Genomic DNA, 21,731 nt, shown 5'->3' on the forward strand with positions numbered 1-21,731 from the left:
TCATTTCCAGAGCACGAGGTGTTCGACCACCGGCCCCAGGGCCAGCGCCGGCACGTAGTTGAGCAAGCCGACCAGCAGCACGGTGCCGATCAGCAGAGAGACGAACAACGGGCCATGCGTGGGCAGCGTGCCGCCGGTGACGGGCAGGCGCTGCTTGGCCGCGAGCGAACCGGCAATGGCCAGCACCGGCACGATCACCGCGAAGCGGCCGAGCCACATCGCAAGCCCGAGCAGGCCGTTGTAGAACGGCGTGTTGGCGGAGAGGCCCGCGAAGGCGCTGCCGTTGTTGTTGGCAGCCGAACTCAGCGCGTAAAGGATTTCGGAGAAGCCGTGCGCGCCGGGGTTCGCGATGCCGGCCTTGCCCGCGCCGGCCATTACCGCCACCGCCGTGCCGGCCAGCACCAGCACCGGCGTGACGAGGATGGCGATGGAGATCAGCTTCATCTCGCGCACCTCGATCTTCTTGCCGAGGTACTCGGGCGTGCGGCCGATCATCAGCCCCGCAATGAACACCGCGAGCATCGCGAAGATCAGCATGCCGTACAGGCCGCTGCCCACGCCGCCGAACACCACTTCGCCCAGCTGCATCAGCACCATGGGCACCATGCCGCCGAGCGGCGTGAAGGAGTCGTGCATCGAGATCACCGCGCCGCACGAGGCGGCCGTGGTGACGGCGGCGAAGAGCGCCGAGGCATCAATGCCGAAGCGCACCTCCTTGCCTTCCATGTTGCCGCCGCTTTGCAGCGCGCCATGCAGCGGGTCGACGCCCAGCGCGCCGAGGAGCGGGTTGCCCGCCTGCTCGGCGGGAATGACGACCATCACCGCGGCCACGAACATCACCGTCATCGCCGCGAGCACCGCCCAGCCCTGGCGCGGGTCGCCCGCCACGCGCCCGAACGCGAAGCACAGCGCCGCCGGGATCAGGAAGATCGCGATCATCTGCAGCAGGTTGGTGAGCGCGCTCGGGTTCTCGTAGGGATGCGCCGAGTTGGCGTTGAAGAAGCCGCCGCCGTTGGTGCCGAGCATCTTGATGGCTTCCTGCGAAGCCACCGGGCCCATGGCGAGCGTCTGCCCGCCCGCCGCCGTGGCCTCGACCGTCTGCACGGTCTTGTAGGCATCGAAGTTCTGGATCGTGCCCTGGCTCACGAAGAACACCGCGAGCACGAACGACAGCGGCACCAGCACCCAGAGCGTGATGCGCGTGAGGTCGGCCCAGAAGTTGCCGACCAGGCCCTTGGCCTTGCCGTCGCCGCGCCGCGCAAAGCCGCGTATCAGCGCGAAGGCCACCGCAATGCCCGTGGCGGCCGAGAAGAAGTTCTGCACCGCGAGCCCGAGCATCTGCGTGAGATAGCTCATGGCCGATTCGCCGCCATAGCCCTGCCAGTTGGTGTTGGAGACGAAGCTCACCGCGGTGTTGAAGGCCGAGTCGGGCGATACGGCGCCCATGCCCGCGGGATTCAGCGGCAGCCAGCCCTGCAGGCGCTGCAGCGCATAGACGAAGACCGCACCCACGGCATTGAAGGCCAGCAGCGCGATCGCATAGCGCAGCCAGTGCATCGACTGCTCTGGCCTGGTGCCGGCGATCTTGTAGAGCGGCGCTTCGACGCGCTGCATCCAGCGCGGCACGCGCTCGTTGCACAGCGCGGCAAGGAACTTGCCGACGGGCCAGGCCAGCACCAGCAGTGCGGCCAGGAAGAGGACCAGCAGGCCCCAGGCGGAGGAAGTCATCTCAGAACTCCTCGGCACAGATCAGCGCGAACACGAGGTACGCGAACAGGACCACGGCCACCAGCGCGCCGAAGCCATAGAGCGCTTCGAGGCCGATCACGATGCGTCCCCTTGCGCCGATGCCGCCGCGTTCTTCGGCGCGCCGAGCCGGTCCAGCCCCACGGCCATGGCCGCCACCACGGCCCACAGCGCCAGCAAGGCGCCCATCCAGACGAAGTCCATTCATCACTCCTCAAGCGAAAACAAGGACTCGAGTCTCGGCAGGCGCCCGTAAAAACGGGGAACAGAGTCGGCGGGGGCGCATAAAGAAACCGTAAAGGCGTCCCTCCTTTTCAAAGTGCTCGACAACACCTCGGCTGTCATTTGATAATCAAAGCAAGCTCTTTGAATAAAGAAAAGGATGACCACGCGCCCCCTCGACGCCAAGCCCGGCTGGATGCCGCATCAGCCGGCGGACCGCATCCTGTCCACGCTCAAGACCCGCGGCGCGCTCGGCATTCCCGAGATCGCCAAGGTGCTCGACGTCACGGTGGAGGCCGTGCGCCAGCAGATGGCCAAGCTGCAGGCCGAGGGCCTGGTCGATGCCGAGAGCCGCCCCGCGGGCCGCGGCAGGCCCACGCAGATATGGCGGCTCACCGGCGCCGGCCACGCACGCTTTCCCGACACGCATGCCGAGATGACGGTGCAGATGATCAGCGCCGTCATCAGCGTGTTCGGCGAGAAAGGCATGGACCGGCTCATCGGCGCGCGCGAGGAGGCCATGCGCACCAACTACCGCGAGGCCATGCGCGGCGCGCGCAGCCTGAAGAACAAGCTCGAGCGGCTGGCCGAGATCCGCAGCCGAGAGGGCTACATGGCCGAACTGCGGCCCGAGGGCGATGGCTTCCTCTTCATCGAGAACCATTGCCCCATCTGCACCGCGGCGCGCGCCTGCACGGGCTTTTGCCGCAGCGAGCTCCAGCTCTTCGATGAGGTGCTGGGCCCCGGCGTGAGCGTGAGCCGCGTCGAGCACGTGCTCGCGGGCGCGCGGCGCTGTGCCTACCAGGTGACTCCGAAGAGCGCGCCTTGATCCGATTCGATTTCTTCTAAACCCGAAAGGAAAAACCCACCGTGGAACACGCCCTGCCGCCCCTGCCCTACGCCCTCGACGCGCTGGCACCCGAGTACTCGAAGGAGACCCTCGAGTACCACTACGGCAAGCACCACAACGCCTACGTGGTGAACCTCAACAACCTGCAAAAGGGCACCGAGTTCGAGTCGATGCCCCTGGAGGACATCGTCAAGAAGTCCAGCGGCGGCATCTACAACAACGCCGCCCAGATCTGGAACCACACCTTCTTCTGGAGCTGCATGAAGCCCCAGGGCGGCGGCGCTCCGAGCGGCGCGCTGGCCAAGGCCATCGATGCCAAGTGGGGCAGCTACGACGCCTTCAAGGAAGCGTTCGTGAAGTCGGCCGTGGGCAACTTCGGCTCGGGCTGGACCTGGCTGGTGAAGAAGGCCGACGGCTCGCTGGACATCGTGAACATGGGCGCCGCGGGCACGCCGCTGACCACCGGCGACACCCCGGTGCTGACGGTGGACGTCTGGGAGCACGCCTACTACATCGACTACCGCAACCTGCGCCCGAAGTTCGTCGAGACCTTCCTGGCCAAGCTGGTGAACTGGGACTTCGCGGCCAAGAACTTCGGCTGAAGAGCCGGGTTCGGCCCGGCGGGCATCCTCATCACTCGTTGATGAGGTTGAGGATGTTGCCGTCCGGGTCCTTGAACCATGCGACCTTCATGTCGCCCATGACATGGATGTCGCCTTCGAGCTTTGCGCCGGGCATGTCGTAGTGCTCGAAGCGCACGCCCTTGGCCTTGAGCGCGGCCACGAGGCGCTCGATGTCGCCACCGACCGACCAGGTCACGGCCGTGGCCTGGTTGGTGCCCGCAAAGGCCGAGCGGTACACGTTGATGCGCGAGTTGCCGCTGCGGTAGACGACCACCTCGTCGCCCTCGGCATCGACCTGCGCCAGGCCCAGCGTGTCTTCATAGAAACGGCGCGCCACGGCGAGATCCTTCACCGCGAGATTGGCCACCGCGTTGATGTTTCCGAGCATGAGAGTCTCCTGTGAAGCCCATCGCGCGGCGGACGCGCGGCGGGCGAGCCAAAAATACTCAACCATTTGGTGGAGTATTTGCCTCGCGACGGCCGATGTCAATACTGCGCTACCTGCTCGCTTCATGACGCCCGTGGGGCGGCCGAACATCCACGGAATAAGCGCACTACTTCAAAGTCATTTCACTTCTTTCAGCGCGGTGGTTCAATTTCCAAAGAGCTGAAACTTTCCTGAAAGCTGACTGCTTGTTTCAAGCGTCCGTTCTTGATTTCTCGCCCTGCTCTATCGAAAAATTTGATATCGGTATCAATGATGAGTGTGACCGGGGTGTCGCCCTCGGTGCCTTGCCACGTCGCCTGAAACGCGTATGGCCCCGTTCGAGCCCCACCGAGGTGTGGCATCGCTTGGTCAGAGATGCGTGTACCCAGTCCGTCGTCTGAAATCTTGAACGTTTCAAACAGGAATTTCTCGAGCTCCGGTTTTGTTTTGATCATTGGCAAGATGTGTGCGCGGAAGCTCACCGTGCCGTCCGCCCATGCCGGTGCGGCGGCGAGCCAAAGTACGCTGCTGACGACGAGCAGTGCTATGCGGTATCGCTGCTGCACGAGCCGATATCCCGCTGTGGCGCGAGTGCGTGGACTCGACGCGGCCTTATGCCCCGGTTGCCTCACCGTCAACGCGAACGGCGCCCCATCCACTGGCCGGTCCATCACTTGTCGTCCTTGGGATCGCTTGTCTGCTGCCAGTTCGTGTCGCCGAAGGAACTGCCTTTGATGATCGGCATGATCTCGCCCTTGTCGAAGTAGCGCCGGCTGTCCAACTGGGCCGGGGTGAACCACCAGCCGGCCTGCGGGCAGGGCTCGCCGCCGGGGACGAGAGGCTTCCTCTTCGAGGCGGTGGCACGGCCTTCATCGGGCGAGGGCTTGCGACGCTGTTCCGCACTGGGCCAATCGCTGTCATCGTCGAAGCGGCGCATCCAGCGCAATGAGCTCTCGTAGCCGAATCGGGGATTCGGGTCACCGTCCCAGGGATCGAGCGTGTTGAGGTTCAACTCGTCGCAGCGGATCGGACGGATCAGGCTGTTGGCCTTGACCAGCACATCGGGCACGCCGTCTTCCACGGGATAGAGATCAAGGTCGCCCAATTCGATCCAGAGCCCGTTGGCCCCGTCAGGGTTGAGTTTGTCCCGAGGGTAAGGAATGGCGGTGATCTTGATGCGCGGGTCGGCCAACTCGACGCGAATCTGGTGCTCGGGCTTGCCCAGCTTGCGCTGCCATATGGGCGAGAGCATGAAACACCAGGTGGGCGGGCGTAGGCCTGCGCCGAGATCGGAAGGAAGCACGATGCCAGTCTCGTCGGGAACATTGGCATGAAATCCCATCTTGAACGGATGATCAATGTCTATGCCGTAGAAATAGTCGGCACAGATGCGCTCCAACACGTCTGACTCGTACGCCCCCATCACGCCTAGATGTGAAGCTCCAATAGGTTGTATCCGGTGTTCATCCGGATTGGGTTTGAGAGACTGGAAGTCGCCAAACACCCAATCCACTCAGGACGCCCAACCGGATGAACACCCATAAGCATGCCCGACTTACCTTTGCCCGCCGACTTGAGATGGTCAAACAGATGACTCGTGAAGGCTTGGATGCCGTGCGAGCCGCGGCTGCACACGGCGTCACTGCGCCAACGGCCAGGAAGTGGCTTGGCCGTTACCTTGCGGGCGGTGAGGCCGCCTTGGCCGATGCGTCCTCCAGGCCCATGCGCTCTCCCAGGGCCATCGATGCGGGCAAGGCCCTGCTGATCGTCGAACTGCGCAAACGTCGAATGCTGCAGGCTCGCATTGCGCGCAGCGTGGGCGTCTCGGAGTCCACGGTCAGCCGCGTCCTGGCACGCGCCGGCATGTCCAAGCTGAGCGACCTGCAGCCTGTGGAGCCCGTCGTGCGCTACGAGCACGAAGCACCCGGCGATCTGCTGCATATCGACACCAAGAAGCTCGGGCGCATCGAGCGGCCCAGCCACCGCGTCACCGGCAATCGGCGAGATTCGGTCGACGGCGCGGGCTGGGAGACGCTGTTCGTGGCCATCGATGACCACGCCAGGCTGGCGTTCACCGCCATGCACCCGGACGAGAAGCAAGCGCAGGCGGTCCTGTTCCTGCGCAATGCGGTGGCCTACTACGCCCGCCTGGGCATCATCGTAAAGCGGTTGCTGACGGACAACGGTTCAGCCTTCCGCTCGCGCGACTTCCGGGCAACCTGCATTGAACTGGGCATCAAGCACAGCTTCACGCGGCCCTACCGGCCGCAGACCAACGGCAAGGCAGAGAGGTTCATCCAGTCCGCGTTGCGAGAGTGGGCCTACGGCTGGACCTACCAGAACTCGGCCCATCGAACCGATGCCCTGGCAAGCTGGCAACACCACTACAACTGGCATCGCCCGCACAGCGGTATCGGCGGCATCGCGCCCATGTCCAGACTCAACTCGTCAAGAAACAACCTCTTGACGCTTCACACCTAGACCGCCGTTTCCCACCTCGTAGCCCATGTACGCCTGCTCGGGCCGAAGCGACTTGATGCAGTCAAGCACAAAATCGTGCCACCGTGCCTGATTGCCGTCCTCGTACCAGTCGTAGCAAAAGACCAGTTTGAGAGTGCTGAAGCATTGCCAATGGTTATGAGTTACCTGGGCAGAATATGACCACAGAGGTGAGGAATCGGGCGACTCCATGTCAGTGGCCATCAAAAAGAAGCTCTCAAACTCTTCTTGGTGATGCTTTGCTTCGGCCCGAAGATCGGTCGGAAACCGCTTGTCTCCTGCGTTGAGCCAAACCTGAGTGCGTGACTTGAACACCTTCTTGAGGGGTTCGTCGATGATTCGGCCGAAGCGCTCCCAGATGTCGATGAACTTGTCCGCGACCGCCATGTATTCCTCGGGCCGGTGGTACACATAGAAGGTCACGTACGGACAAATGCCCAACTCCCGACCTGGGTAGCCATAGAACCATTGCGGAGCGATCTTGCTCTCGAGGATGAACTTCTCAATCTCCTCGGGACTGAGGAACAATTCCGCTGTACTCATCAAATTCCTCGTTTTCTACTGTGCCGCGACCTACCGCTGGACTTTTCCGATTTCTGTTGCTTCGGCTCTTCCTTCTTCTCGTGCTCCGATGACTTGTCGGGCTCATTTTTCCCATGAACTGCAATGTCCTCAGGGTAGCGGAACAGTGACAGCCGGCCGCCCGAGTTCACGGGCTTGTTCTGAAAGCGAATCACCGCTCTTTCTGTCTTGACGAGCGCGGCTCGTCTGAGCATCTGGTTGTATGCGACGAACTGCGCAGCTTCAATCCGATCCCCCTGAAACTTGATCTCCACGATGGCAAAGATGTTGCCCTTGTCGGGCCGCTGATGCCGGTATTCCGAGATCATGAGGTCGGCCGAAATGCTCCCTTTTTGGTACTGGAACGGGCTGGGATAGAACGGATTGATTTTCCCCAGCCGCTGGAGCTTGGTGGCGCCCTCCACCGGATGATCGTCGAAGGATGGCGGCGGTCCGAAGTTGACCTCGCATTTCAACGGACTGGCCCAGCTCAGGCACTCGTCCACGAACTCGAACAGCAGGTTGGCCGCCAGCTGCTTCAGCCTGATCACGAAGAATTCCTCGAACTCCACATCGGCCAATTGCTCGACTGACTTCGACAGCAGTTCCTCGAGGACCTTGCGCCTGGCCTTGGGCAGGTCCTCGATCGACACCCCCTTCTTCTTCCGAAGGCTCCACACTGGCACGCGGTCGGCCGCATTGCACACCTGGGTGATGGCGTCGCGGAAGGGAATCTTCTGCTCGATGGCCGCGTTGATGGTGGCATCCGTGGCGCCCCGGCCCGCGGCCTTGCGCGTGTTCTGCCCCTGCGGGTCGGCGGCCTCGAGTGCCAGCAGGATTGCGACTTCCTCCTTCTCCTCGATCTTCTGCGCGATCTCGTCCTGGATGCTCTGGATGACCTTGCGAACCTCTTCCTTGGCCTTGCCGATGTCCTTGCCGTATTTTTCGACCCCTTCGTAGAGTTCTTCAGCCAGCTCGCCCAGTTCATGCAGCGTGATGGCGAGGGCGACCAGCTCGAGCACGCCCCAGACGATGGCGGGTACGGGCATTACGCGGCCTCGCTTCCAGGAGCGCTGCCCGGTGCCGGCGCGCTGCGGGCTTCAACTTGTCCGGCCTTGGCCTGCAGCGCGGACGGCCAGTTCTCGGTCACCCGCTCGCTCGCGCGCATGATCGACTTGTAGCCCTTCAGGCCGATGGCCATCTCGCTGTTGACCAGGCGGGTCTGGCCGGCCCTGGACGTATCGCCGCTCTCCAGCAATTTGCGGTGCCGGTCATGGATTTCGTAGGCGTAGCCTTCGAAGGGGCGGTTGTCGGTCTTGAAGAGTTGGTAGTCGGCCTTGTACGGACCCAGGTCGAGATTGGGGAGCTTCAGTTCGATCGACGGCACCGGCACGCTCTTGGGCCCCACCATCGAATGCGAAGCCGCATGCGCGCGCCACAGCCCGTTGGTGCCGCTCTCGATGCCGCCGGCCGTCCAGCGCGTGTAGCTGGAGCCGCCGTTGATCAGCACCTCTTCCTTCGCCGTGATGGTGATCCGGTTGGCCTCCATCCTGATGTCCAGCTTGGCCAGCGCGTTGATGCTGTCCTTGAGCGCTGTGATGTCGATGTCGGCCGCGGCCGCCGCCATGCGGATGCCCTGGTTGAAGGCGACCATGCGCACCGCATCCTTGGCGCTCACCAGGAAGCTGTTGCCCGTGGCCACGCTGGTGTGGGCACCGCTGCTGATGGCGGTGTGCTCGACGCTCACGAGGTGGGTGGAACCCTGCGTCGTTGTCTGGATGCCCGCCGGGCTCGCCAGCGTCAGGTGCGGTTCCTGGAATTCGGGGAAGAGGCCGTGCGCCTTGTCCCCGCCGCTGCCTTTGATCGCATCGTTCTGCGCCTTCAGCGCCCGGGCCACCTCGTCCTGGTCGCCCGCCTCGTGCGCCTTGGCCTGCTGCGCCACCTGCGCCAGGCTCTCGTGCAGGTCGCGTCCCTGCGTGAGCCGGGCCACCGTCTCGCGCATGTCGGTGATGTGGCCCTGGGCGTTGGCGCGCGCCTCGGTGCTCACCAGCAGGCCCTTGGCAGCCCGCACCGCGCCATGACCGTCGGTGCGCAGCTCGAAACCCTGGCCGCGGTCGTCCTTGCGGCCCGCCACGTCCTCGATGCGCGCGATGTGCCCGAGACTCAGGCTCGAGCTGTCGTGGTCGCTCTTGAGCTGGCTTTGAATCTTTCCTGCGAAATCGTCGAGCACAAGGTGGTTGGAGCGGCTGCCGCCGAGCTCGCGGCTGCGCAGGCCCGAAAGGTGCGCCTGGCCGGGCAGTTGCCAGGCCGGCATCTCGTCGGCGTTGTGCACCCGGCCGGTGATGATCGGATGGTCGGGGTCGCCGTTCAGAAAGTCGACGATCACCTCCTGCCCGATGCGCGGCAGCGCGGTCGCGCCGAAGGTGGCGCCGGCCCAGGCCGTGGACACACGCACCCAGCAGCTCGAGTTCTCGTTGCGCTGGCCGATGCGGTCCCAGTGGAACTGGACCTTGATGCGCCCGTACCTGTCGGTCCAGATCTCCTCGCCGGCCGGGCCGACCACCAACGCGGTCTGAGGGCCCTCGGTCCACGGCTTGGCCGTGGTGCGCGGAGGACGCCAGGCATAGCTCGTGGGTTGGGCCTCGAAGGCGAAGCGCTGCACCGAGCCCTCGGACCCGGCCACCCCTTCGCTGGCCTGCAGGTTCTCCTGCAGCTCGTAGTCCACGGCCAGCAGCAGGTGCTCCCTGTTCTGATCTTCACGGGGGTGATGGGTGAGCGTGAAGGTGCAGCCCGGCGCGAGATCGCGCCGGTTGGCGCGGCCTGTGACCCGGCTGCGTTCGCTCAGCTGTTCTTCGGTGCGGATGCGCGCGTAGGTCTCGCCGTCGTCATGCTGGGTGAAGCCGCCCGGCCATTGGTAGCGCTCGAAGTCGTCGTGGTCGTGCCCGGGTGGCATTTGCCGCAGGTGCGACAGCTCGGCCCTTGGTTTCTCGAAGTCGTAGTCGTCGTTGAAGTAATGGCCTGGGCGCACTTCCTCCGAGGACGCCCATTCGTAGATGCGCTCGCTGGCCTCCAGCCCGCCGGTCATGCCGGCCTGCTCGTGCGGGTGGTAGCGCACGGTCTCGCCACCGGGCAGCGGGGCGTGCGAGCTGGCGATGTCGTCCGCGAAGACCAGCACATGCTGCTCGGCCTCGTGGCGGAAGTAGTAATAGATGCCCTCGTGCTCGCACAGGCGGGACACGAAGGAAAAGTCGTCCTCGCGGTACTGCACGCAGTAGGTCCAGGCGCGGTAGCTGCGGTGGAGCTTCTGCTCCATCGGATAGCCGTAGCGGCCCAGCACGGCCGCAACGATCTCGGGCACCGTCTGGTCCTGGAAGATGCGGAAGGCGGAGCGGCGCGTGGCCAGCCACAGCCACGGGCGCAGCCGCATCTTGTAGAAGGCCTGGCGGTCGTCTTCGTGCGACAGGCCGAAGCGGGTGACAAGGCCGGCCAGGTAGCGCGGGGCGCCGCTCTCGGTCTCCATCATGACGGTGGCGGGCTTGCCCAGGATGGCCTGGGGGTCCAGCGCATTGCTGCTGCCCAGCAGGTCCAGGTCGAAGGCGCAGGCCTGGCTGAGCGCCTCGCGCCCCGCCAGCCGATGGAATTGCAGTGCCTCGCCCAGGGGCGAGTGCAGGATCACGCGCCTTCTCATGGACGCGGACGAACCACGGGCGCGGGCGAGCGCGCTCGCGCGATCGAACATTGACATGAAAGCTCCCTGGCCGCCCTCAGAAGCTGGGGGGCCGTTTTATGGGCGGATTATGTAAGCCGCTGTTGCAGGCTAGGAAGCAACCCAAAGTAGTCATCGCGAACGCGCACGTGCAATTCGTGAAGGAATGCACATCGCGCGGCCGCCGCAGCTTGAGAAGAGGGCCATCGCGAACCACGAAAACCCTGCGATTCGGCTTCCGGCACACTGCACCCTCGGTGCAGTGTCCGACGAGGACTAAAGTCTGCAAACCCGATTCGCTCCGATACAGAGACAACACCCATGATCCGCAAACTCACCTGCTCGCTGGCCCTCGCGCTGGCACTTCCCCTGGCCTTCACCGCCCCCGCGCAGGCACAGTCCTACCCCGCCAAGCCCATTCGCATGGTCGTGCCCTTTCCGCCCGGCGGCGGCACCGACATCCTCGCGCGGCTGGTCGCGCAGAAGCTCACCGAGGCCAACCACTGGACCGTGGTGCCCGACAACCGCGGCGGCGCCGGCGGCACCATCGGCATTGCGGAGGCCGCGCGCGCCGCGCCCACGGGCTACGACATCGTGATGGGCCAGAAGGACAACATGGTCGTCGCGCCCTGGCTCTACAAGAACCTGAGCTACAACCCGGTGAAGGACCTCACGGCCGTGGCGCACGTGGCCTACACGCCGGTGGTGATCGTCACGCAGGCCAGTTCGAAGTTCAAGACGCTCGACGACGTGGTGAAAGCCGCGCGCGCCGCGCCCGACACCGTCACCTACGGCTCGCCCGGCAACGGCACCACCATCCACCTGGCCGGCGAGATCTTCAACGGCGCCGCCCAGATCAAGATGCGCCACGTGCCCTACAAGGGCTCCAACGCGGCCATGATGGACGTGCTCGCGGGCAACGTCGACCTGATGGTGTCGTCAGTGCCCTCGGCGCTCGCGCAGATCAAGGCGGGCAAGCTGCGCCCGCTGGCCGTGACCTCGGCCAGGCGCAGCACCTCGCTGCCCGAGACGCCCACGGTGGCCGAGCTCGGCTACAAGGGCTTCGACGTGTCGACCTGGTACGGCCTCTTCGTGCCCGCCAGGACGCCGAAGGACGTGATCGCCACGCTGAATACCGAAGTCAACAAGCTGCTGGCCACGCCCGAGATGAAGGCCGCCATCATCGCGCAGGGCGCCGAGCCGCAGAGCATGACGCCCGAACAGTTCGAGACGCTGCTGAAGACCGACTACGAGAAGTGGAAGGGCATCGTGCAAGCCTCGGGCGCGACCATCGAATAAGCGCTGCCGTCGCAGAATGGCGTCTCCACCACAGGCCGCAGCGACGGCATGGAGACACCGATGGCAGCACAGCGCAAGAATTCGAACAATGTCCTTCTGCTGAAGGCCACCGCCCTGGCCGCGGTGGCCGCCCTGGTGCAGGGCTGCGCGCTGACGCCGGCCGGCACCACCGCAGCGCTGCCAGCCACCCCGTCGGAGGCCAGCGTGGCGGCCCATGTCGCCACCGCCACGCGCGCGGCCGGCACCGACCTCAAGGCCCTGCTGACCTTGTGCCAGCCCGCCCCTGCCGCCCGGCCGCCGCAGGACGCGCTCGACAAGAGCCTCACCGGCTTCATCAACCGGCCCGCGCCGCCGCCGGGCCAGGCCTTCGATAACCTGTATTTCGTGGGTGCCGACTGGGTCAGCGCCTGGGCGATCAAGACCTCGCAGGGCATCATCCTGATCGATGCGCTCAACACCCAGGCCGAGGCCGCGTCGCTGATCGAAGGCGGCATGCGCAAGCTCGGGCTCGACCCGGCGCAGATCAAGTACGTGATCGTGACGCACGGCCACGGCGACCACTACGGCGGTGCCGGCTACCTCGCGCAGAAGTACCGCGCGCGCGTGGTGATGAGCGAGGCCGACTGGACCATGACCGAGACCAGGCTCGAATTCGCGACGCCGATCTGGGGCGCGCCGCCCAAGCGCGACATCTCGGCGAAGGACGGCGACCGCGTCACGCTCGGCGACACCAGCGTCACGCTGTACCTCACGCCGGGCCACACCATGGGCACGATCTCGCCGGTGTTCGACGTGAGCGCGGGCGGGCGCAAGCACCGCGCAATGCTCTGGGGCGGCACCGGCTTCAATTTCGGCAAGGACGTGCCGCGGCTGGACGCCTACATCGGCGCCACGCAGCGCATGGGTGCCATCGCGCAGAGCCAGCGCATCGACGTGATGCTGTCGAACCATTCGAACATCGACGGCTCGCAGGCCAAGCTCGCCGCCCTGCGGCAGCAGCCCGCGCCGGCCGCGAATCCCTTCGTTCTGGGCACCCCGGCGGTGGAGCGCGCGCTGGCCGTGATGGGCGGATGTGCGCAGGCGCAGCGCGACCGGTTCCTGCTGTAGCGCCGGGTCAGTCCGGCGTGAACTTCTTGTTGAAGATGTCGACGTCCGATGCCAGCTCGAAGGTCGCCACCTGCCCCATCTTGCCGTCGCTCAGGCGGCAGGCGGAAAACAGGCTGTAGCGGCCCTTGAAGTAGAACTCGTCCATCACGATCAGCGCGTACGGATACGGCACGAAGACCTGGTGCTCGAAGATGACGCGGTGCACGTTCCTCGGCGACGGAAAGAGCTTGTAGTCGCCGGTGTCGATCGACTTTGCGGTGGCCATGGTGTGCTTGCCTTGCTGGCGCTCAGGCCGGATCGCGCACGTCGGCCACGGGGTTGCGGCCGAAGTCCTCGCGCGCCAGGTACTTGAGCACCTTGGCCGCGGCGGTGGCCGGGCTGTCGAGCCGGCCTTCCTCCTTCATGCTCACGAAGCGCGTGCGGTCCGGAAACTTCTCGGCCGATGCGCCGCGCAGCTGCACCTGCATGTCGGTGTCGATGATGCCGGGCGCGAGCGAGACGATGCGCGCGCCGTTCGGTGCGCCCGCTTCCTCCAATGCCACGGCGCGCGAGAAGTGGTCCATGCCGGCCTTGGCCGCGCAGTACGGCGCCTGGCTGCCCATGGCATTGCGCCCCAGGCCCGAGGAGATGTTCAGCACCTTGCGCGCACTGCGCCATTCGCGCGTGGCGCCCAGGAAGGCGGCCGTCAGCAGCATCGGCGCCTCCAGGCCGATGCGCAGCGCCTGCGACAGCTCGGCACCGACCGCGCTCGCGAGCGGTGCGGGGTTGCCGACGGTGCCGGCGTTGTTGATCAGCGTGACGCTGTCGAAGCGCTGGCTGTCGAGCGTCTTGAGCCAGGCCGAGAGGCGCGCCGATGCGGCGACCGGATCGGACAGGTCCTGCTCCCACTGGATGAGTTCGGCGCCGGCCTGTTGCGCGAGCTGCGCAAGCTCCGGCTCCTGCCGGCGCGAAATGCCGAGCACCATGTGGCCGGCCTGCAGCAGCTGTTCGGCCATGGCGCGGCCCAGGCCGCGCGAGGCGCCGGTGATGAGGGTGAGATGGGAAGAAGCGGTCATCGGGAGGAAAGTCTTTCTGGAACGAAGGCGCGAGGTTAAGCGGTATCGGGAGGCCCGGGCTCAGCCGGTGCGGAACTGGTTGCGCAGGAAGGCCCGGTGCCGCGCGATGTGCTGCAGCTGCGCCGGCGCGATGGTGCCGCCGAGGTCGACCTCGTCGGCCCCGTTGAGCACCGCGTTGGCATGGCCCATCGCACGCGCCACGACCTCTTCCTCGCTCAGGCCGAGCTGCGCCGCCAGGTCGAGCGCCACGCGGCGCATGGCGCGCTGCGAGAGCATCCACATCGCGCCAAAGCGGTCCCAGGCGAGCGCGGCCTCGTCGGCCTTCTCGCGCTCGGCAAGGATCTCGGCGAGCGGCTTGGCAAGCACCGCGTCGAGCGCGTCGATCTTCTCGGCGAGCGCCTCGTTGCGCGCGAGGGCTTCCTCGAGCGTCGGGCCGGCGTTTTCGGCCTTGGCCTTGGGCGCCGCGGGCGGCGGAACGAAGGCGGCCTGCGCATCCGCGGGCACGATCTGCAGCTGGTCTTTGAGGGTCATGGGTTTTCCGTTTCGGGTGAGCGGCTGTTGTTGTTCTTCTTGTTGGACATCGCGCTCGCGCGCAGGCCCGGCAGGTCGAGCACGCGCAACCCACCGTACTCCACCCGGATCAACCCCTCTGCCGACAGGCCGTTGAGCGCCTCGTTCACGCGCTGGCGCGACAGGCCGACCAGGTAGGCCAGCTCCTGCTGCGTGATGCGCAGCACCTCGCCCACGCCCGGGTAGAGCACCGGGTTGAACAGCGAGACCAGGTTGCGCGCCACGCGCGCATCGGGGTTGTTGAGGCGGTCGATCTCCAGCGCCGCAATGAACTGCCCGAGCCGCTCGTTGAGTTGGTTCATCACGAAGCGGTTGAAGCCGATCGAATGGTCGAGCAGCCAGTGGAAGCTCTCGATCGGCAGGCCCGCCACCACGCTGCGCCGCAGCGCCTGGATGTTGTAGCGGTAGGGCTCGCGCTTCATCACCGTGCCTTCGCCGAACCAGCCGCCGGGCGGCACGCCGGTGTAGGTGACGGAGCCGCCGTCGGCGTTGTCGTTGCTCATCTTGAGCAGGCCCTCGACCACGCCGAACCAGTAGGTGGGCGAGCGGCCGACGCGGCAGACGAGGTCGCCGACCTCGGCCTCGCCCACCACCAGCGCGGCTTCGGCGCGGCGACGCTCGGCCGGCGTGAGCGTGGGCAGCCACGGAATGCCGTGGAGTTCGGCAGCGCTAGGGGGACGAACTCGGTCCTTGATAGAACCACCCAGCACGTTGCGTTGATTGAGATTGCCGTGAGGCATCGGGAAACTCCGGGGAGTAGTGTCCCTAGGATTGTCGTTGGAACGACAACCTGACGTCAAAGTGGGGCCTACGATCCGCCCACTGTGCAAACCACCGCCCCCACCTTTCCCCGTCTGCTGCTTGCGCATGCGCAAGCCCAGCCCCAGGCGCCCGCCGTCCGTGAGAAAGATCTCGGCATCTGGCAAACATGGAGCTGGAGCGCCGTGGCGCAGGAAGTGCGCGAAATGGCCTGCGGCCTCGCGAGCCTGGGCTTCAAGCCCTTCGACAACCTGTCCATCGTGGGCGCCAACCGCCCGCACCTGTACATGGCGGTGCTCGCGGCGCAGAGCCTGCGCGGCGTGCCGGTGCCGCTCTACCAGGATGCGGTGGCCAGCGAGATGGTCTTCATGCTGCAGGACGCGGCCATCGACTTCGTGATCGTCGAGGACCAGGAGCAGGTCGACAAGCTGCTCGAATGCCGCGAGCTGCAGAAGGACCAGCAGCACGGCATCCGCCACATCATCTACGACGACCCCAAGGGCCTGCGCCACTACGACCAGCCCGGGCTCATGAGCTACGAGCAGCTGCGCGAACTCGGCCGCGAATTCGACAAGGCCCATGTCGGCTACTACGACCGCGCGGTGGCGAGCGGCGAGGCCACCGACGTCGGCGTGATCCTCTACACCTCGGGCACCACCGGCCGGCCCAAGGGCGTGTGCCAGACGCATGCGAGCTTCATCGCGGCGGGCCGCGGCGGCGTGGAGACCGACAGGCTCGGCCCCGGCGACAACATCATGAGCTACCTGCCGATGGCGTGGGTGGGCGACCACCTGTTCTCGGTGGCGCAGTGGCTGGTGGGCGGCTTCACGCTCAATTGCCCCGAGTCGTCCGAAACCGTGATGAACGACATGCGCGAGATCGGGCCGAGCTACTACTTCGGCCCGCCGCGCACCTTCGAGGGACTGCTCACGGCCGTGTCGATCCGCATGGAAGACGCGGCGCGCCCGAAGCGCTGGCTGTATGCGAAGTTCATGGCGCTTGCGCAGCGCGTGGGCGCGGACATCCTCAACGGCGCGCCAGTGAGCACGGGCGACCGGCTGATGTATGGCCTTGGCAACCTGCTGATCTACGGGCCGCTGCGCAACGTGCTGGGCATGAGCCGCATCCGCGTGGCCTACACGGCCGGCGCGGCCATCGGGCCCGACCTGTTCCGCTTCTACCGCTCGATCGGCGTCAACCTCAAGCAGTTCTACGGCCAGACCGAGACCTGCGCTTATGTGTGCCTGCAGCAGGACGGCAAGGTCAAGCTGCAGACGGTGGGCACGGCCGCGCCGGGCATCGAATTGAAGATCGCCGAAGACGGCGAAGTGCTGGTGCGCGGCGTCTCGGTGCTCAAGGAGTACTACAAGCGCCCCGACGCCACGGCCGAGGTGCTCGATGCCGAAGGCTACTTCCACACCGGCGATGCCGGCGTGCTCGACAGCGAAGGCCACCTGCGCATCATCGACCGCGCCAAGGACGTGGGCAAGCTCGCGAGCGGCGCGATCTTTGCGCCCAACTACATCGAGAACAAGCTCAAGTTCTTCCCGCAGATCAAGGAAGCCGTGTGCTTCGGCAACGCACGCGACGAGGTCTGCGCGGCCATCAACATCGACTTCGAGGCGGTGGGCAACTGGGCCGAGCGCCGTGGCCTGGCCTACGGCGGCTACGTCGACCTGGCCGGCAAGCCCGAGGTGCTGGCGCTCATCGCCGAATGCATTGCCAAGGTGAATGCCGACCTCGCGAGCGAGGACGGCATGGGCGAGACGCAGATCGCGCGCTTCCTGGTGCTGCACAAGGAGCTCGATCCCGACGACGACGAGCTCACGCGCACGCGCAAGGTGCGGCGCGGCTTCATCGCCGAGAAATACGCGGTGCTGGTCAGCGCGCTCTACGGCGGCAAGACCGAGCAGTACATCGAGACCCAGGTCAAGTTCGAGGACGGACGCACGGGCGTGGTGAATGCCACGCTGAAGATCGTCGAGGCCAGGACCTTCCCCATCGTGAAGGCGGCCGCATGAGCAGCAACAGCAACAGAAAAGTCGGCGACGTCATTCTCGACGTGCAGAACATCTCCTTGAGCTTCGGCGGCGTGAAGGCGCTCACGGACATCAGCTTCGACGTGCGCGAGCACGAGGTGCGGGCCATCATCGGCCCCAACGGCGCGGGCAAGAGCTCGATGCTCAACTGCATCAACGGCGTCTACTGGCCGCAGCAGGGCTCCATCACTTTCCGCGGCAAGACCTTCAAGCACATGAATTCGCGCCAGGTGGCCGAGATGGGCGTGGCGCGCACCTTCCAGAACCTGGCGCTCTTCAAGGGCATGAGCGTGCTCGACAACATCATGACGGGGCGCAACCTGCGCATGAAGTCCAACCTCTTCCAGCAGGCGATCCGCTGGGGCGCGGCCGAGCGCGAGGAAACGAAGCACCGCGAGTTCGTCGAGCAGATCATCGACTTCCTGGAGATTCAGGCGCACCGCAAGACACCGGTGGGCCAGCTTCCCTACGGCCTGCAGAAGCGCGTCGACCTGGGCCGCGCGCTCGCCATGGAGCCGCAGGTTCTGCTGCTCGACGAGCCGATGGCCGGCATGAACGTGGAGGAGAAGCAGGACATGAGCCGCTTCATCCTCGACGTGAACGACGAATTCGGCAGCACCATCGTGCTGATCGAGCACGACATGGGCGTGGTGATGGACATTTCGGACCGCGTGGTGGTGCTCGACTACGGCAAGAAGATCGGCGACGGCACGCCGGACGAAGTGCGCAGCAACGAGAACGTGATCCGCGCCTACCTCGGGGTTGAACACTGATGGCCTTCTTTCTCGAAACCCTCTTCGGCGGCCTCATGGTGGGCATGCTGTATTCGCTGGTGGCGCTCGGCTTCGTGCTGATCTTCAAGGCCTCGGGCGTGTTCAATTTTGCGCAGGGCGCGATGGTGCTGTTCGCCGCGCTTGCGATGGCGCGCTTTGCCGAATGGATCCCGATGTGGACCGGCATCGAGAGCCGCTGGTTCGCCAACGGCGCGGCCTTCGTCGTGGCCGGGCTGGTGATGTTCGCGGTGGCGTGGCTGATCGAGCGGCTGGTGCTGCGCCACCTGGTCAACCAGGAAGGCGCGACGCTGCTGATGGCCACGCTCGGCATCGCCTACTTCCTGGACGGCGCGGGCCAGACGCTGTTCGGCAGCAACATCTACAAGATCGACATCGGCATGCCGAAGGATCCGATCTTCCTGCTCGACAAGGTGTTCGAGGGCGGCATCCTGATCAACAAGGAAGACTTGTACGCCGCCGCGATCGCGGCCGCGCTGGTGGCGCTGCTCTCGCTGTTCTTCCAGAAGACCGGCACCGGCCGCGCACTGCGCGCGGTGGCCGACGACCACCAGGCCGCGCAGTCGATCGGCATTCCGCTCACGCGCATCTGGGTCATCGTGTGGTGCGTGGCCGGCGTGGTGGCGCTGGTGGCCGGAATGATCTGGGGCAGCAAGCTCGGCGTGCAGTTCTCGCTCACCACGGTGGCGCTGCGCGCGCTGCCGGTGGTGATCCTCGGGGGCCTCACCTCGGTGCCGGGCGCCATCATCGGCGGGCTGATCATCGGCGTGGGCGAGAAGCTCTCGGAGGTGTACCTGGGCCCGTACGTGGGCGGCGGCATCGAGATCTGGTTCGCCTACGTGCTGGCGCTGGTGTTCCTGCTGTTCCGGCCACAAGGCCTCTTCGGCGAGAAAATTATTGATCGCGTATGAAATACGAGATCAACAATTTTTCGGTGCAGGCTAACTTGCAAAGCAAGTTAAGCGCAGCGGGCCGTAACCAAAAAATCATTGATCGGGTTTGAACATGTTCTATAGAGAAAACGGGCAGTTCAAGACCAGCTACCGCGCCGACCAGCAGGTCTTCCCGATCCTGCAGGACCGCGTGGCGATCGGCCTGCTGCTGATCTTCGCGTTCGCGGTGGTGCCCTTCCTGGCCAGCGACTACCTGATGCGCGCGATCCTGATCCCGTTCGTGATCATCTCGCTGGCGGCGCTGGGCGTGAACGTGCTGGTGGGCTACTGCGGCCAGATCTCGCTGGGCTCGGGCGCCTTCATGGCGGTGGGCGCCTACGGTGCCTACAACTTCTTCGTGCGCTTCCCGGGGCTGCCGCTGATTCCCGCGCTGATCCTGGGCGGCCTGTGCGCCACGCTGTTCGGCATCCTGTTCGGGCTGCCCAGCCTGCGCGTGAAGGGCCTCTACCTCGCGGTGGCCACGCTGGCGGCGCAGTTCTTCAGCGACTGGATGTTCCTGCGCATCAAGTGGTTCACGCTCGACACGCCCTCGGGCTCGGTGTCGGTGTCGAACCTGCAGGTCTTCGGCTGGCCGATCGAGAGCGCTGCGAGCAAGTACCTGTTCTGCCTCGCGATGCTGGTGGTGATCGCCGTGCTGACCAAGAACCTGGTGCGCGGTGCCATCGGCCGCGAGTGGATGGCGATCCGCGACATGGACGTGGCGGCCGCGGTGATCGGCATCCGTCCGATGTACGCCAAGCTCAGCGCCTTCGCGGTCAGCTCGTTCATCATCGGCGTGGCCGGCGCGCTCTGGGCCTTCGTCTACCTGGGCGCCTGGGAGCCGGCGGCGTTCTCGGTCGACCAGTCGTTCCGGCTGCTCTTCATGGTGATCATCGGCGGGCTCGGCTCAATCACCGGGGCCTTCTTCGGCGCGGCCTTCATCACCGTGCTGCCGATCGTGCTGAACCAGGCGCTGCCGGTCATTGCCGGCTGGTTCGGCGCGCAGATCTCGACCGTCGGCATCGCGCATGCGGAGCTGATGATCTTCGGCGGACTCATCGTGTGGTTCCTGATCGTCGAGCCGCACGGGCTGGCCAAGCTGTGGTCCACGGGCAAGCAGAAGCTGCGGCTGTGGCCCTTCCCTCATTGATGACAGCAATGCTTTTTTCGAGCGTGACTTTCCCATACAAAACCAGGAGACAACCATGAAGCTGAAATCACTCGCACTCGCCGTGGCCGCCGCATCCGCGCTGGCAGGCGCGGCCCCTGCCTTCGCGCAGGCCAATGAGCAGTTCATTCCCGTGCTGTCGTACCGCACCGGCGCCTATGCGCCGAACGGAACGCCCTGGGCCAATGGCTATGTCGACTACCTCAAGCTGGTGAACGCGCGCGGCGGCATCAACGGCGTGAAGATCTCCTTCGAGGAATGCGAGACCGGCTACGACACGGCGCGCAGCGTGGAGTGCTACGAGCGCCTGAAGGGCAAGAACGGCGGCGCCTCGCTGGTGCAGCCGCTGTCCACCGGCGCCACCTTTGCCATCACCGAGAAGGCACCCGTCGACAAGATCCCCGTGGTGACCGTGGGCTACGGCCGCAGCGAAAGCGCCGACGGCACGGTGTTCAAGTGGAACTTCCCGATCGCCGGCACCTACTGGGTGGCGGCCGACGCGATCATCCAGGCCATCGCCAAGAAGGAAGGCGGGCTCGACAAGCTCAAGGGCAAGAAGATCGCGCTGATCTATCACGACAGCCCCTACGGCAAGGAGCCGATCCCGCTGCTGCAGGAGCGCGCGAAGATGCACGGCTTCGACCTGCAGCTGCTGCCGGTGACGGCGCCGGGCGTGGAGCAGAAGGCCACCTGGCTGCAGGTGCGCCAGGCACGGCCCGACTACGTCCTGCTGTGGGGCTGGGGCGTGATGAATTCCACCGCGCTCAAGGAAGCGCAGGCCACCGGCTTCGCGCGCGAGAAGATGTACGGCGTGTGGTGGGCCGGCGCCGAACCCGACGTGAAGGACGTGGGCGACGGCGCCAAGGGCTACAACGCCGTGACCATGCAGCACGGCGCCGAGCCGCAGTCCAAGCTCGTGAAGGACGTGGTCTCGATGCTGCACGACAAGAACCAGGGCACCGGTCCGAAGGAAGAAGTGGGGCAGGTGCTCTACATGCGCGGAGCCATGAGCGCGATGCTCGGCGTGGAGGGCATCCGCTCTGCACAGGAACGCTTCGGCAAAGGCAAGGTCATGACGGGCGAACAGGTGCGCTGGGGCCTGGAGAACCTCAACCTCACGCAGGCCAAGCTCGACGGCCTGGGCTTTGCCGGCGTGATGCGCCCGATCAGCACCTCGTGCACCGACCACATGGGTGCGGCCTGGGCGCGCATCCACACCTGGGACGGCAAGGCATGGAAGTTCACGTCCGACTGGCTGCAGGCCGACGAGCAGATCATCAAGCCGCTCGTGAAGTCGACCGCGGCCAAGTACGCAGCCGAGAAGAAGCTCACGGCGCGCACGCCCGCCGACTGCCAGAGCTAAGCCCGTCCACCGTC

23 protein-coding genes are annotated in these 21,731 nt (G+C 65.6%); 10 read left to right on the top strand and 13 right to left on the bottom strand.

Annotated features, from left to right (window positions below; genetic code table 11):
• Genes kdpA through RZE77_RS26040 form a run of 3 tightly spaced genes read right to left on the bottom strand, consistent with a single transcriptional unit; the run spans position 1 to position 1,950 of the window.
• Positions 1 to 1,728 (bottom strand): potassium-transporting ATPase subunit KdpA, encoded by a 1,728-nt coding sequence (gene kdpA, locus RZE77_RS26030; RefSeq protein ID WP_319439889.1) that lies wholly within the window; start codon positions 1,726 to 1,728, stop codon positions 1 to 3.
• Between the two features lies 1 nt (position 1,729).
• Positions 1,730 to 1,828, bottom strand: a complete 99-nt coding sequence (kdpF, locus tag RZE77_RS26035; protein WP_018905139.1) for a K(+)-transporting ATPase subunit F — start codon at positions 1,826 to 1,828, stop codon at positions 1,730 to 1,732.
• The gene (locus RZE77_RS26040; RefSeq protein ID WP_268977785.1) at positions 1,825 to 1,950 is read right to left on the bottom strand and encodes a hypothetical protein; all 126 of its coding nucleotides are present in this window, start codon (positions 1,948 to 1,950) and stop codon (positions 1,825 to 1,827) included. The genes kdpF and RZE77_RS26040 overlap by 4 nt, the downstream gene beginning before the upstream one ends.
• Before the next feature lie 178 nt (positions 1,951 to 2,128).
• On the opposite strand from RZE77_RS26040, the gene RZE77_RS26045 reads away from it, so the two are divergent.
• Together RZE77_RS26045 and RZE77_RS26050 are read left to right on the top strand one after the other, a co-directional pair.
• Entirely contained in the window at positions 2,129 to 2,797 is a 669-nt protein-coding gene (locus RZE77_RS26045) for a helix-turn-helix transcriptional regulator (protein ID WP_319439890.1), read from the top strand.
• 41 nt (positions 2,798 to 2,838) lie between these two features.
• Positions 2,839 to 3,420: a superoxide dismutase gene (locus RZE77_RS26050; RefSeq protein WP_319439891.1), complete on the top strand. Its 582-nt coding sequence runs from the start codon at positions 2,839 to 2,841 to the stop codon at positions 3,418 to 3,420.
• 31 nt (positions 3,421 to 3,451) lie between these two features.
• Here RZE77_RS26050 and RZE77_RS26055 read toward each other — a convergent pair whose 3' ends face one another.
• The 3 genes from RZE77_RS26055 to RZE77_RS26065 all read right to left on the bottom strand — a co-directional run bounded on the left by RZE77_RS26055 (position 3,452) and on the right by RZE77_RS26065 (position 5,270).
• Positions 3,452 to 3,829: a VOC family protein gene (locus RZE77_RS26055; RefSeq protein ID WP_124958974.1), complete on the bottom strand. Its 378-nt coding sequence runs from the start codon at positions 3,827 to 3,829 to the stop codon at positions 3,452 to 3,454.
• A 191-nt stretch (positions 3,830 to 4,020) separates the two neighbouring features.
• On the bottom strand, positions 4,021 to 4,434 hold the full coding sequence (locus RZE77_RS26060) for a hypothetical protein (protein ID WP_319439892.1): 414 nt from the start codon (positions 4,432 to 4,434) through the stop codon (positions 4,021 to 4,023).
• Positions 4,435 to 4,538: 104 nt separating this feature from the next.
• Complete coding sequence (locus RZE77_RS26065; protein ID WP_319439893.1) at positions 4,539 to 5,270, bottom strand: hypothetical protein; 732 nt, start codon at positions 5,268 to 5,270, stop codon at positions 4,539 to 4,541.
• A 128-nt stretch (positions 5,271 to 5,398) separates the two neighbouring features.
• Here RZE77_RS26065 and RZE77_RS26070 point away from each other — a divergent pair, with 128 nt between their 5' ends.
• The gene (locus RZE77_RS26070; protein ID WP_319439894.1) at positions 5,399 to 6,349 is read left to right on the top strand and encodes an IS481 family transposase; all 951 of its coding nucleotides are present in this window, start codon (positions 5,399 to 5,401) and stop codon (positions 6,347 to 6,349) included.
• Here the strand turns inward: RZE77_RS26070 and RZE77_RS26075 are convergent.
• Genes RZE77_RS26075 through RZE77_RS26085 form a run of 3 tightly spaced genes read right to left on the bottom strand, consistent with a single transcriptional unit; the run spans position 6,317 to position 10,616 of the window.
• Positions 6,317 to 6,910 (bottom strand): hypothetical protein, encoded by a 594-nt coding sequence (locus RZE77_RS26075; protein WP_319439895.1) that lies wholly within the window; start codon positions 6,908 to 6,910, stop codon positions 6,317 to 6,319. The two genes, RZE77_RS26070 and RZE77_RS26075, sit on opposite strands and share 33 nt — an antisense overlap.
• The gene (locus RZE77_RS26080; RefSeq protein WP_319439896.1) at positions 6,910 to 7,977 is read right to left on the bottom strand and encodes a lyase family protein; all 1,068 of its coding nucleotides are present in this window, start codon (positions 7,975 to 7,977) and stop codon (positions 6,910 to 6,912) included. Before RZE77_RS26080 ends, RZE77_RS26075 begins: the two co-directional genes overlap by 1 nt.
• Complete coding sequence (locus RZE77_RS26085; protein WP_319442418.1) at positions 7,977 to 10,616, bottom strand: type VI secretion system Vgr family protein; 2,640 nt, start codon at positions 10,614 to 10,616, stop codon at positions 7,977 to 7,979. The genes RZE77_RS26080 and RZE77_RS26085 overlap by 1 nt, the downstream gene beginning before the upstream one ends.
• Positions 10,617 to 10,955: 339 nt before the next feature.
• On the opposite strand from RZE77_RS26085, the gene RZE77_RS26090 reads away from it, so the two are divergent.
• Positions 10,956 to 11,933, top strand: coding sequence for a Bug family tripartite tricarboxylate transporter substrate binding protein (locus RZE77_RS26090; RefSeq protein ID WP_319439897.1), 978 nt, complete (start codon positions 10,956 to 10,958; stop codon positions 11,931 to 11,933).
• A gap of 60 nt (positions 11,934 to 11,993) precedes the next feature.
• Positions 11,994 to 13,040, top strand: coding sequence for an MBL fold metallo-hydrolase (locus RZE77_RS26095; RefSeq protein WP_319439898.1), 1,047 nt, complete (start codon positions 11,994 to 11,996; stop codon positions 13,038 to 13,040).
• A 7-nt stretch (positions 13,041 to 13,047) separates the two neighbouring features.
• Here the strand turns inward: RZE77_RS26095 and RZE77_RS26100 are convergent, their stop codons facing one another.
• Genes RZE77_RS26100 through RZE77_RS26115 form a run of 4 tightly spaced genes read right to left on the bottom strand, consistent with a single transcriptional unit; the run spans position 13,048 to position 15,405 of the window.
• The gene (locus RZE77_RS26100; protein WP_015867751.1) at positions 13,048 to 13,305 is read right to left on the bottom strand and encodes a hypothetical protein; all 258 of its coding nucleotides are present in this window, start codon (positions 13,303 to 13,305) and stop codon (positions 13,048 to 13,050) included.
• A 22-nt stretch (positions 13,306 to 13,327) separates the two neighbouring features.
• On the bottom strand, positions 13,328 to 14,095 hold the full coding sequence (locus RZE77_RS26105) for an SDR family NAD(P)-dependent oxidoreductase (RefSeq protein WP_319439899.1): 768 nt from the start codon (positions 14,093 to 14,095) through the stop codon (positions 13,328 to 13,330).
• Positions 14,096 to 14,155: 60 nt separating this feature from the next.
• Entirely contained in the window at positions 14,156 to 14,626 is a 471-nt protein-coding gene (locus RZE77_RS26110) for a hypothetical protein (protein ID WP_319439901.1), read from the bottom strand.
• Positions 14,623 to 15,405: a Crp/Fnr family transcriptional regulator gene (locus tag RZE77_RS26115; protein ID WP_319439902.1), complete on the bottom strand. Its 783-nt coding sequence runs from the start codon at positions 15,403 to 15,405 to the stop codon at positions 14,623 to 14,625. The genes RZE77_RS26110 and RZE77_RS26115 overlap by 4 nt, the downstream gene beginning before the upstream one ends.
• Before the next feature lie 84 nt (positions 15,406 to 15,489).
• Between RZE77_RS26115 and RZE77_RS26120 the strand changes: the two genes are divergently transcribed.
• The 5 genes from RZE77_RS26120 (at position 15,490) to RZE77_RS26140 (ending at position 21,717) form a co-directional block, all read left to right on the top strand.
• Complete coding sequence (locus tag RZE77_RS26120; protein ID WP_319439903.1) at positions 15,490 to 17,445, top strand: AMP-binding protein; 1,956 nt, start codon at positions 15,490 to 15,492, stop codon at positions 17,443 to 17,445.
• Complete coding sequence (locus RZE77_RS26125) at positions 17,442 to 18,236, top strand: ABC transporter ATP-binding protein (RefSeq protein WP_319439904.1); 795 nt, start codon at positions 17,442 to 17,444, stop codon at positions 18,234 to 18,236. The genes RZE77_RS26120 and RZE77_RS26125 overlap by 4 nt, the downstream gene beginning before the upstream one ends.
• Positions 18,236 to 19,165 (top strand): branched-chain amino acid ABC transporter permease, encoded by a 930-nt coding sequence (locus RZE77_RS26130; protein WP_124958983.1) that lies wholly within the window; start codon positions 18,236 to 18,238, stop codon positions 19,163 to 19,165. Before RZE77_RS26125 ends, RZE77_RS26130 begins: the two co-directional genes overlap by 1 nt.
• Before the next feature lie 94 nt (positions 19,166 to 19,259).
• Entirely contained in the window at positions 19,260 to 20,336 is a 1,077-nt protein-coding gene (locus RZE77_RS26135; RefSeq protein ID WP_319428082.1) for a branched-chain amino acid ABC transporter permease, read from the top strand.
• Between the two features lie 55 nt (positions 20,337 to 20,391).
• Positions 20,392 to 21,717 (top strand): ABC transporter substrate-binding protein, encoded by a 1,326-nt coding sequence (locus tag RZE77_RS26140; protein WP_319428083.1) that lies wholly within the window; start codon positions 20,392 to 20,394, stop codon positions 21,715 to 21,717.
• Positions 21,718 to 21,731: the final 14 nt, after the last annotated feature.

It is taken from the genome of Variovorax sp. SPNA7, from assembly GCF_033807855.1.
GTDB lineage: Bacteria > Pseudomonadota > Gammaproteobacteria > Burkholderiales > Burkholderiaceae_C > Variovorax > Variovorax beijingensis.

Bases quoted from the DNA above. Each gene is read 5' to 3' on its own strand.
- kdpA (WP_319439889.1), bottom strand. From the start codon at position 1,728: ATGACTTCCTCCGCCTGGGGCCTGCTGGTCCTCTTCCTGGCCGCACTG.
- RZE77_RS26040 (WP_268977785.1), bottom strand. From the start codon at position 1,950: ATGGACTTCGTCTGGATGGGCGCCTTGCTGGCGCTGTGGGCCGTGGTG.
- RZE77_RS26045 (WP_319439890.1), top strand. From the start codon at position 2,129: ATGACCACGCGCCCCCTCGACGCCAAGCCCGGCTGGATGCCGCATCAG.
- RZE77_RS26055 (WP_124958974.1), bottom strand. From the start codon at position 3,829: ATGCTCGGAAACATCAACGCGGTGGCCAATCTCGCGGTGAAGGATCTC.
- RZE77_RS26070 (WP_319439894.1), top strand. From the start codon at position 5,399: ATGAACACCCATAAGCATGCCCGACTTACCTTTGCCCGCCGACTTGAG.
- RZE77_RS26075 (WP_319439895.1), bottom strand. From the start codon at position 6,910: ATGAGTACAGCGGAATTGTTCCTCAGTCCCGAGGAGATTGAGAAGTTC.
- RZE77_RS26080 (WP_319439896.1), bottom strand. From the start codon at position 7,977: ATGCCCGTACCCGCCATCGTCTGGGGCGTGCTCGAGCTGGTCGCCCTC.
- RZE77_RS26085 (WP_319442418.1), bottom strand. From the start codon at position 10,616: ATGAGAAGGCGCGTGATCCTGCACTCGCCCCTGGGCGAGGCACTGCAA.
- RZE77_RS26090 (WP_319439897.1), top strand. From the start codon at position 10,956: ATGATCCGCAAACTCACCTGCTCGCTGGCCCTCGCGCTGGCACTTCCC.
- RZE77_RS26095 (WP_319439898.1), top strand. From the start codon at position 11,994: ATGGCAGCACAGCGCAAGAATTCGAACAATGTCCTTCTGCTGAAGGCC.
- RZE77_RS26100 (WP_015867751.1), bottom strand. From the start codon at position 13,305: ATGGCCACCGCAAAGTCGATCGACACCGGCGACTACAAGCTCTTTCCG.
- RZE77_RS26105 (WP_319439899.1), bottom strand. From the start codon at position 14,095: ATGACCGCTTCTTCCCATCTCACCCTCATCACCGGCGCCTCGCGCGGC.
- RZE77_RS26110 (WP_319439901.1), bottom strand. From the start codon at position 14,626: ATGACCCTCAAAGACCAGCTGCAGATCGTGCCCGCGGATGCGCAGGCC.
- RZE77_RS26115 (WP_319439902.1), bottom strand. From the start codon at position 15,405: ATGCCTCACGGCAATCTCAATCAACGCAACGTGCTGGGTGGTTCTATC.
- RZE77_RS26125 (WP_319439904.1), top strand. From the start codon at position 17,442: ATGAGCAGCAACAGCAACAGAAAAGTCGGCGACGTCATTCTCGACGTG.
- RZE77_RS26130 (WP_124958983.1), top strand. From the start codon at position 18,236: ATGGCCTTCTTTCTCGAAACCCTCTTCGGCGGCCTCATGGTGGGCATG.
- RZE77_RS26135 (WP_319428082.1), top strand. From the start codon at position 19,260: ATGTTCTATAGAGAAAACGGGCAGTTCAAGACCAGCTACCGCGCCGAC.
- RZE77_RS26140 (WP_319428083.1), top strand. From the start codon at position 20,392: ATGAAGCTGAAATCACTCGCACTCGCCGTGGCCGCCGCATCCGCGCTG.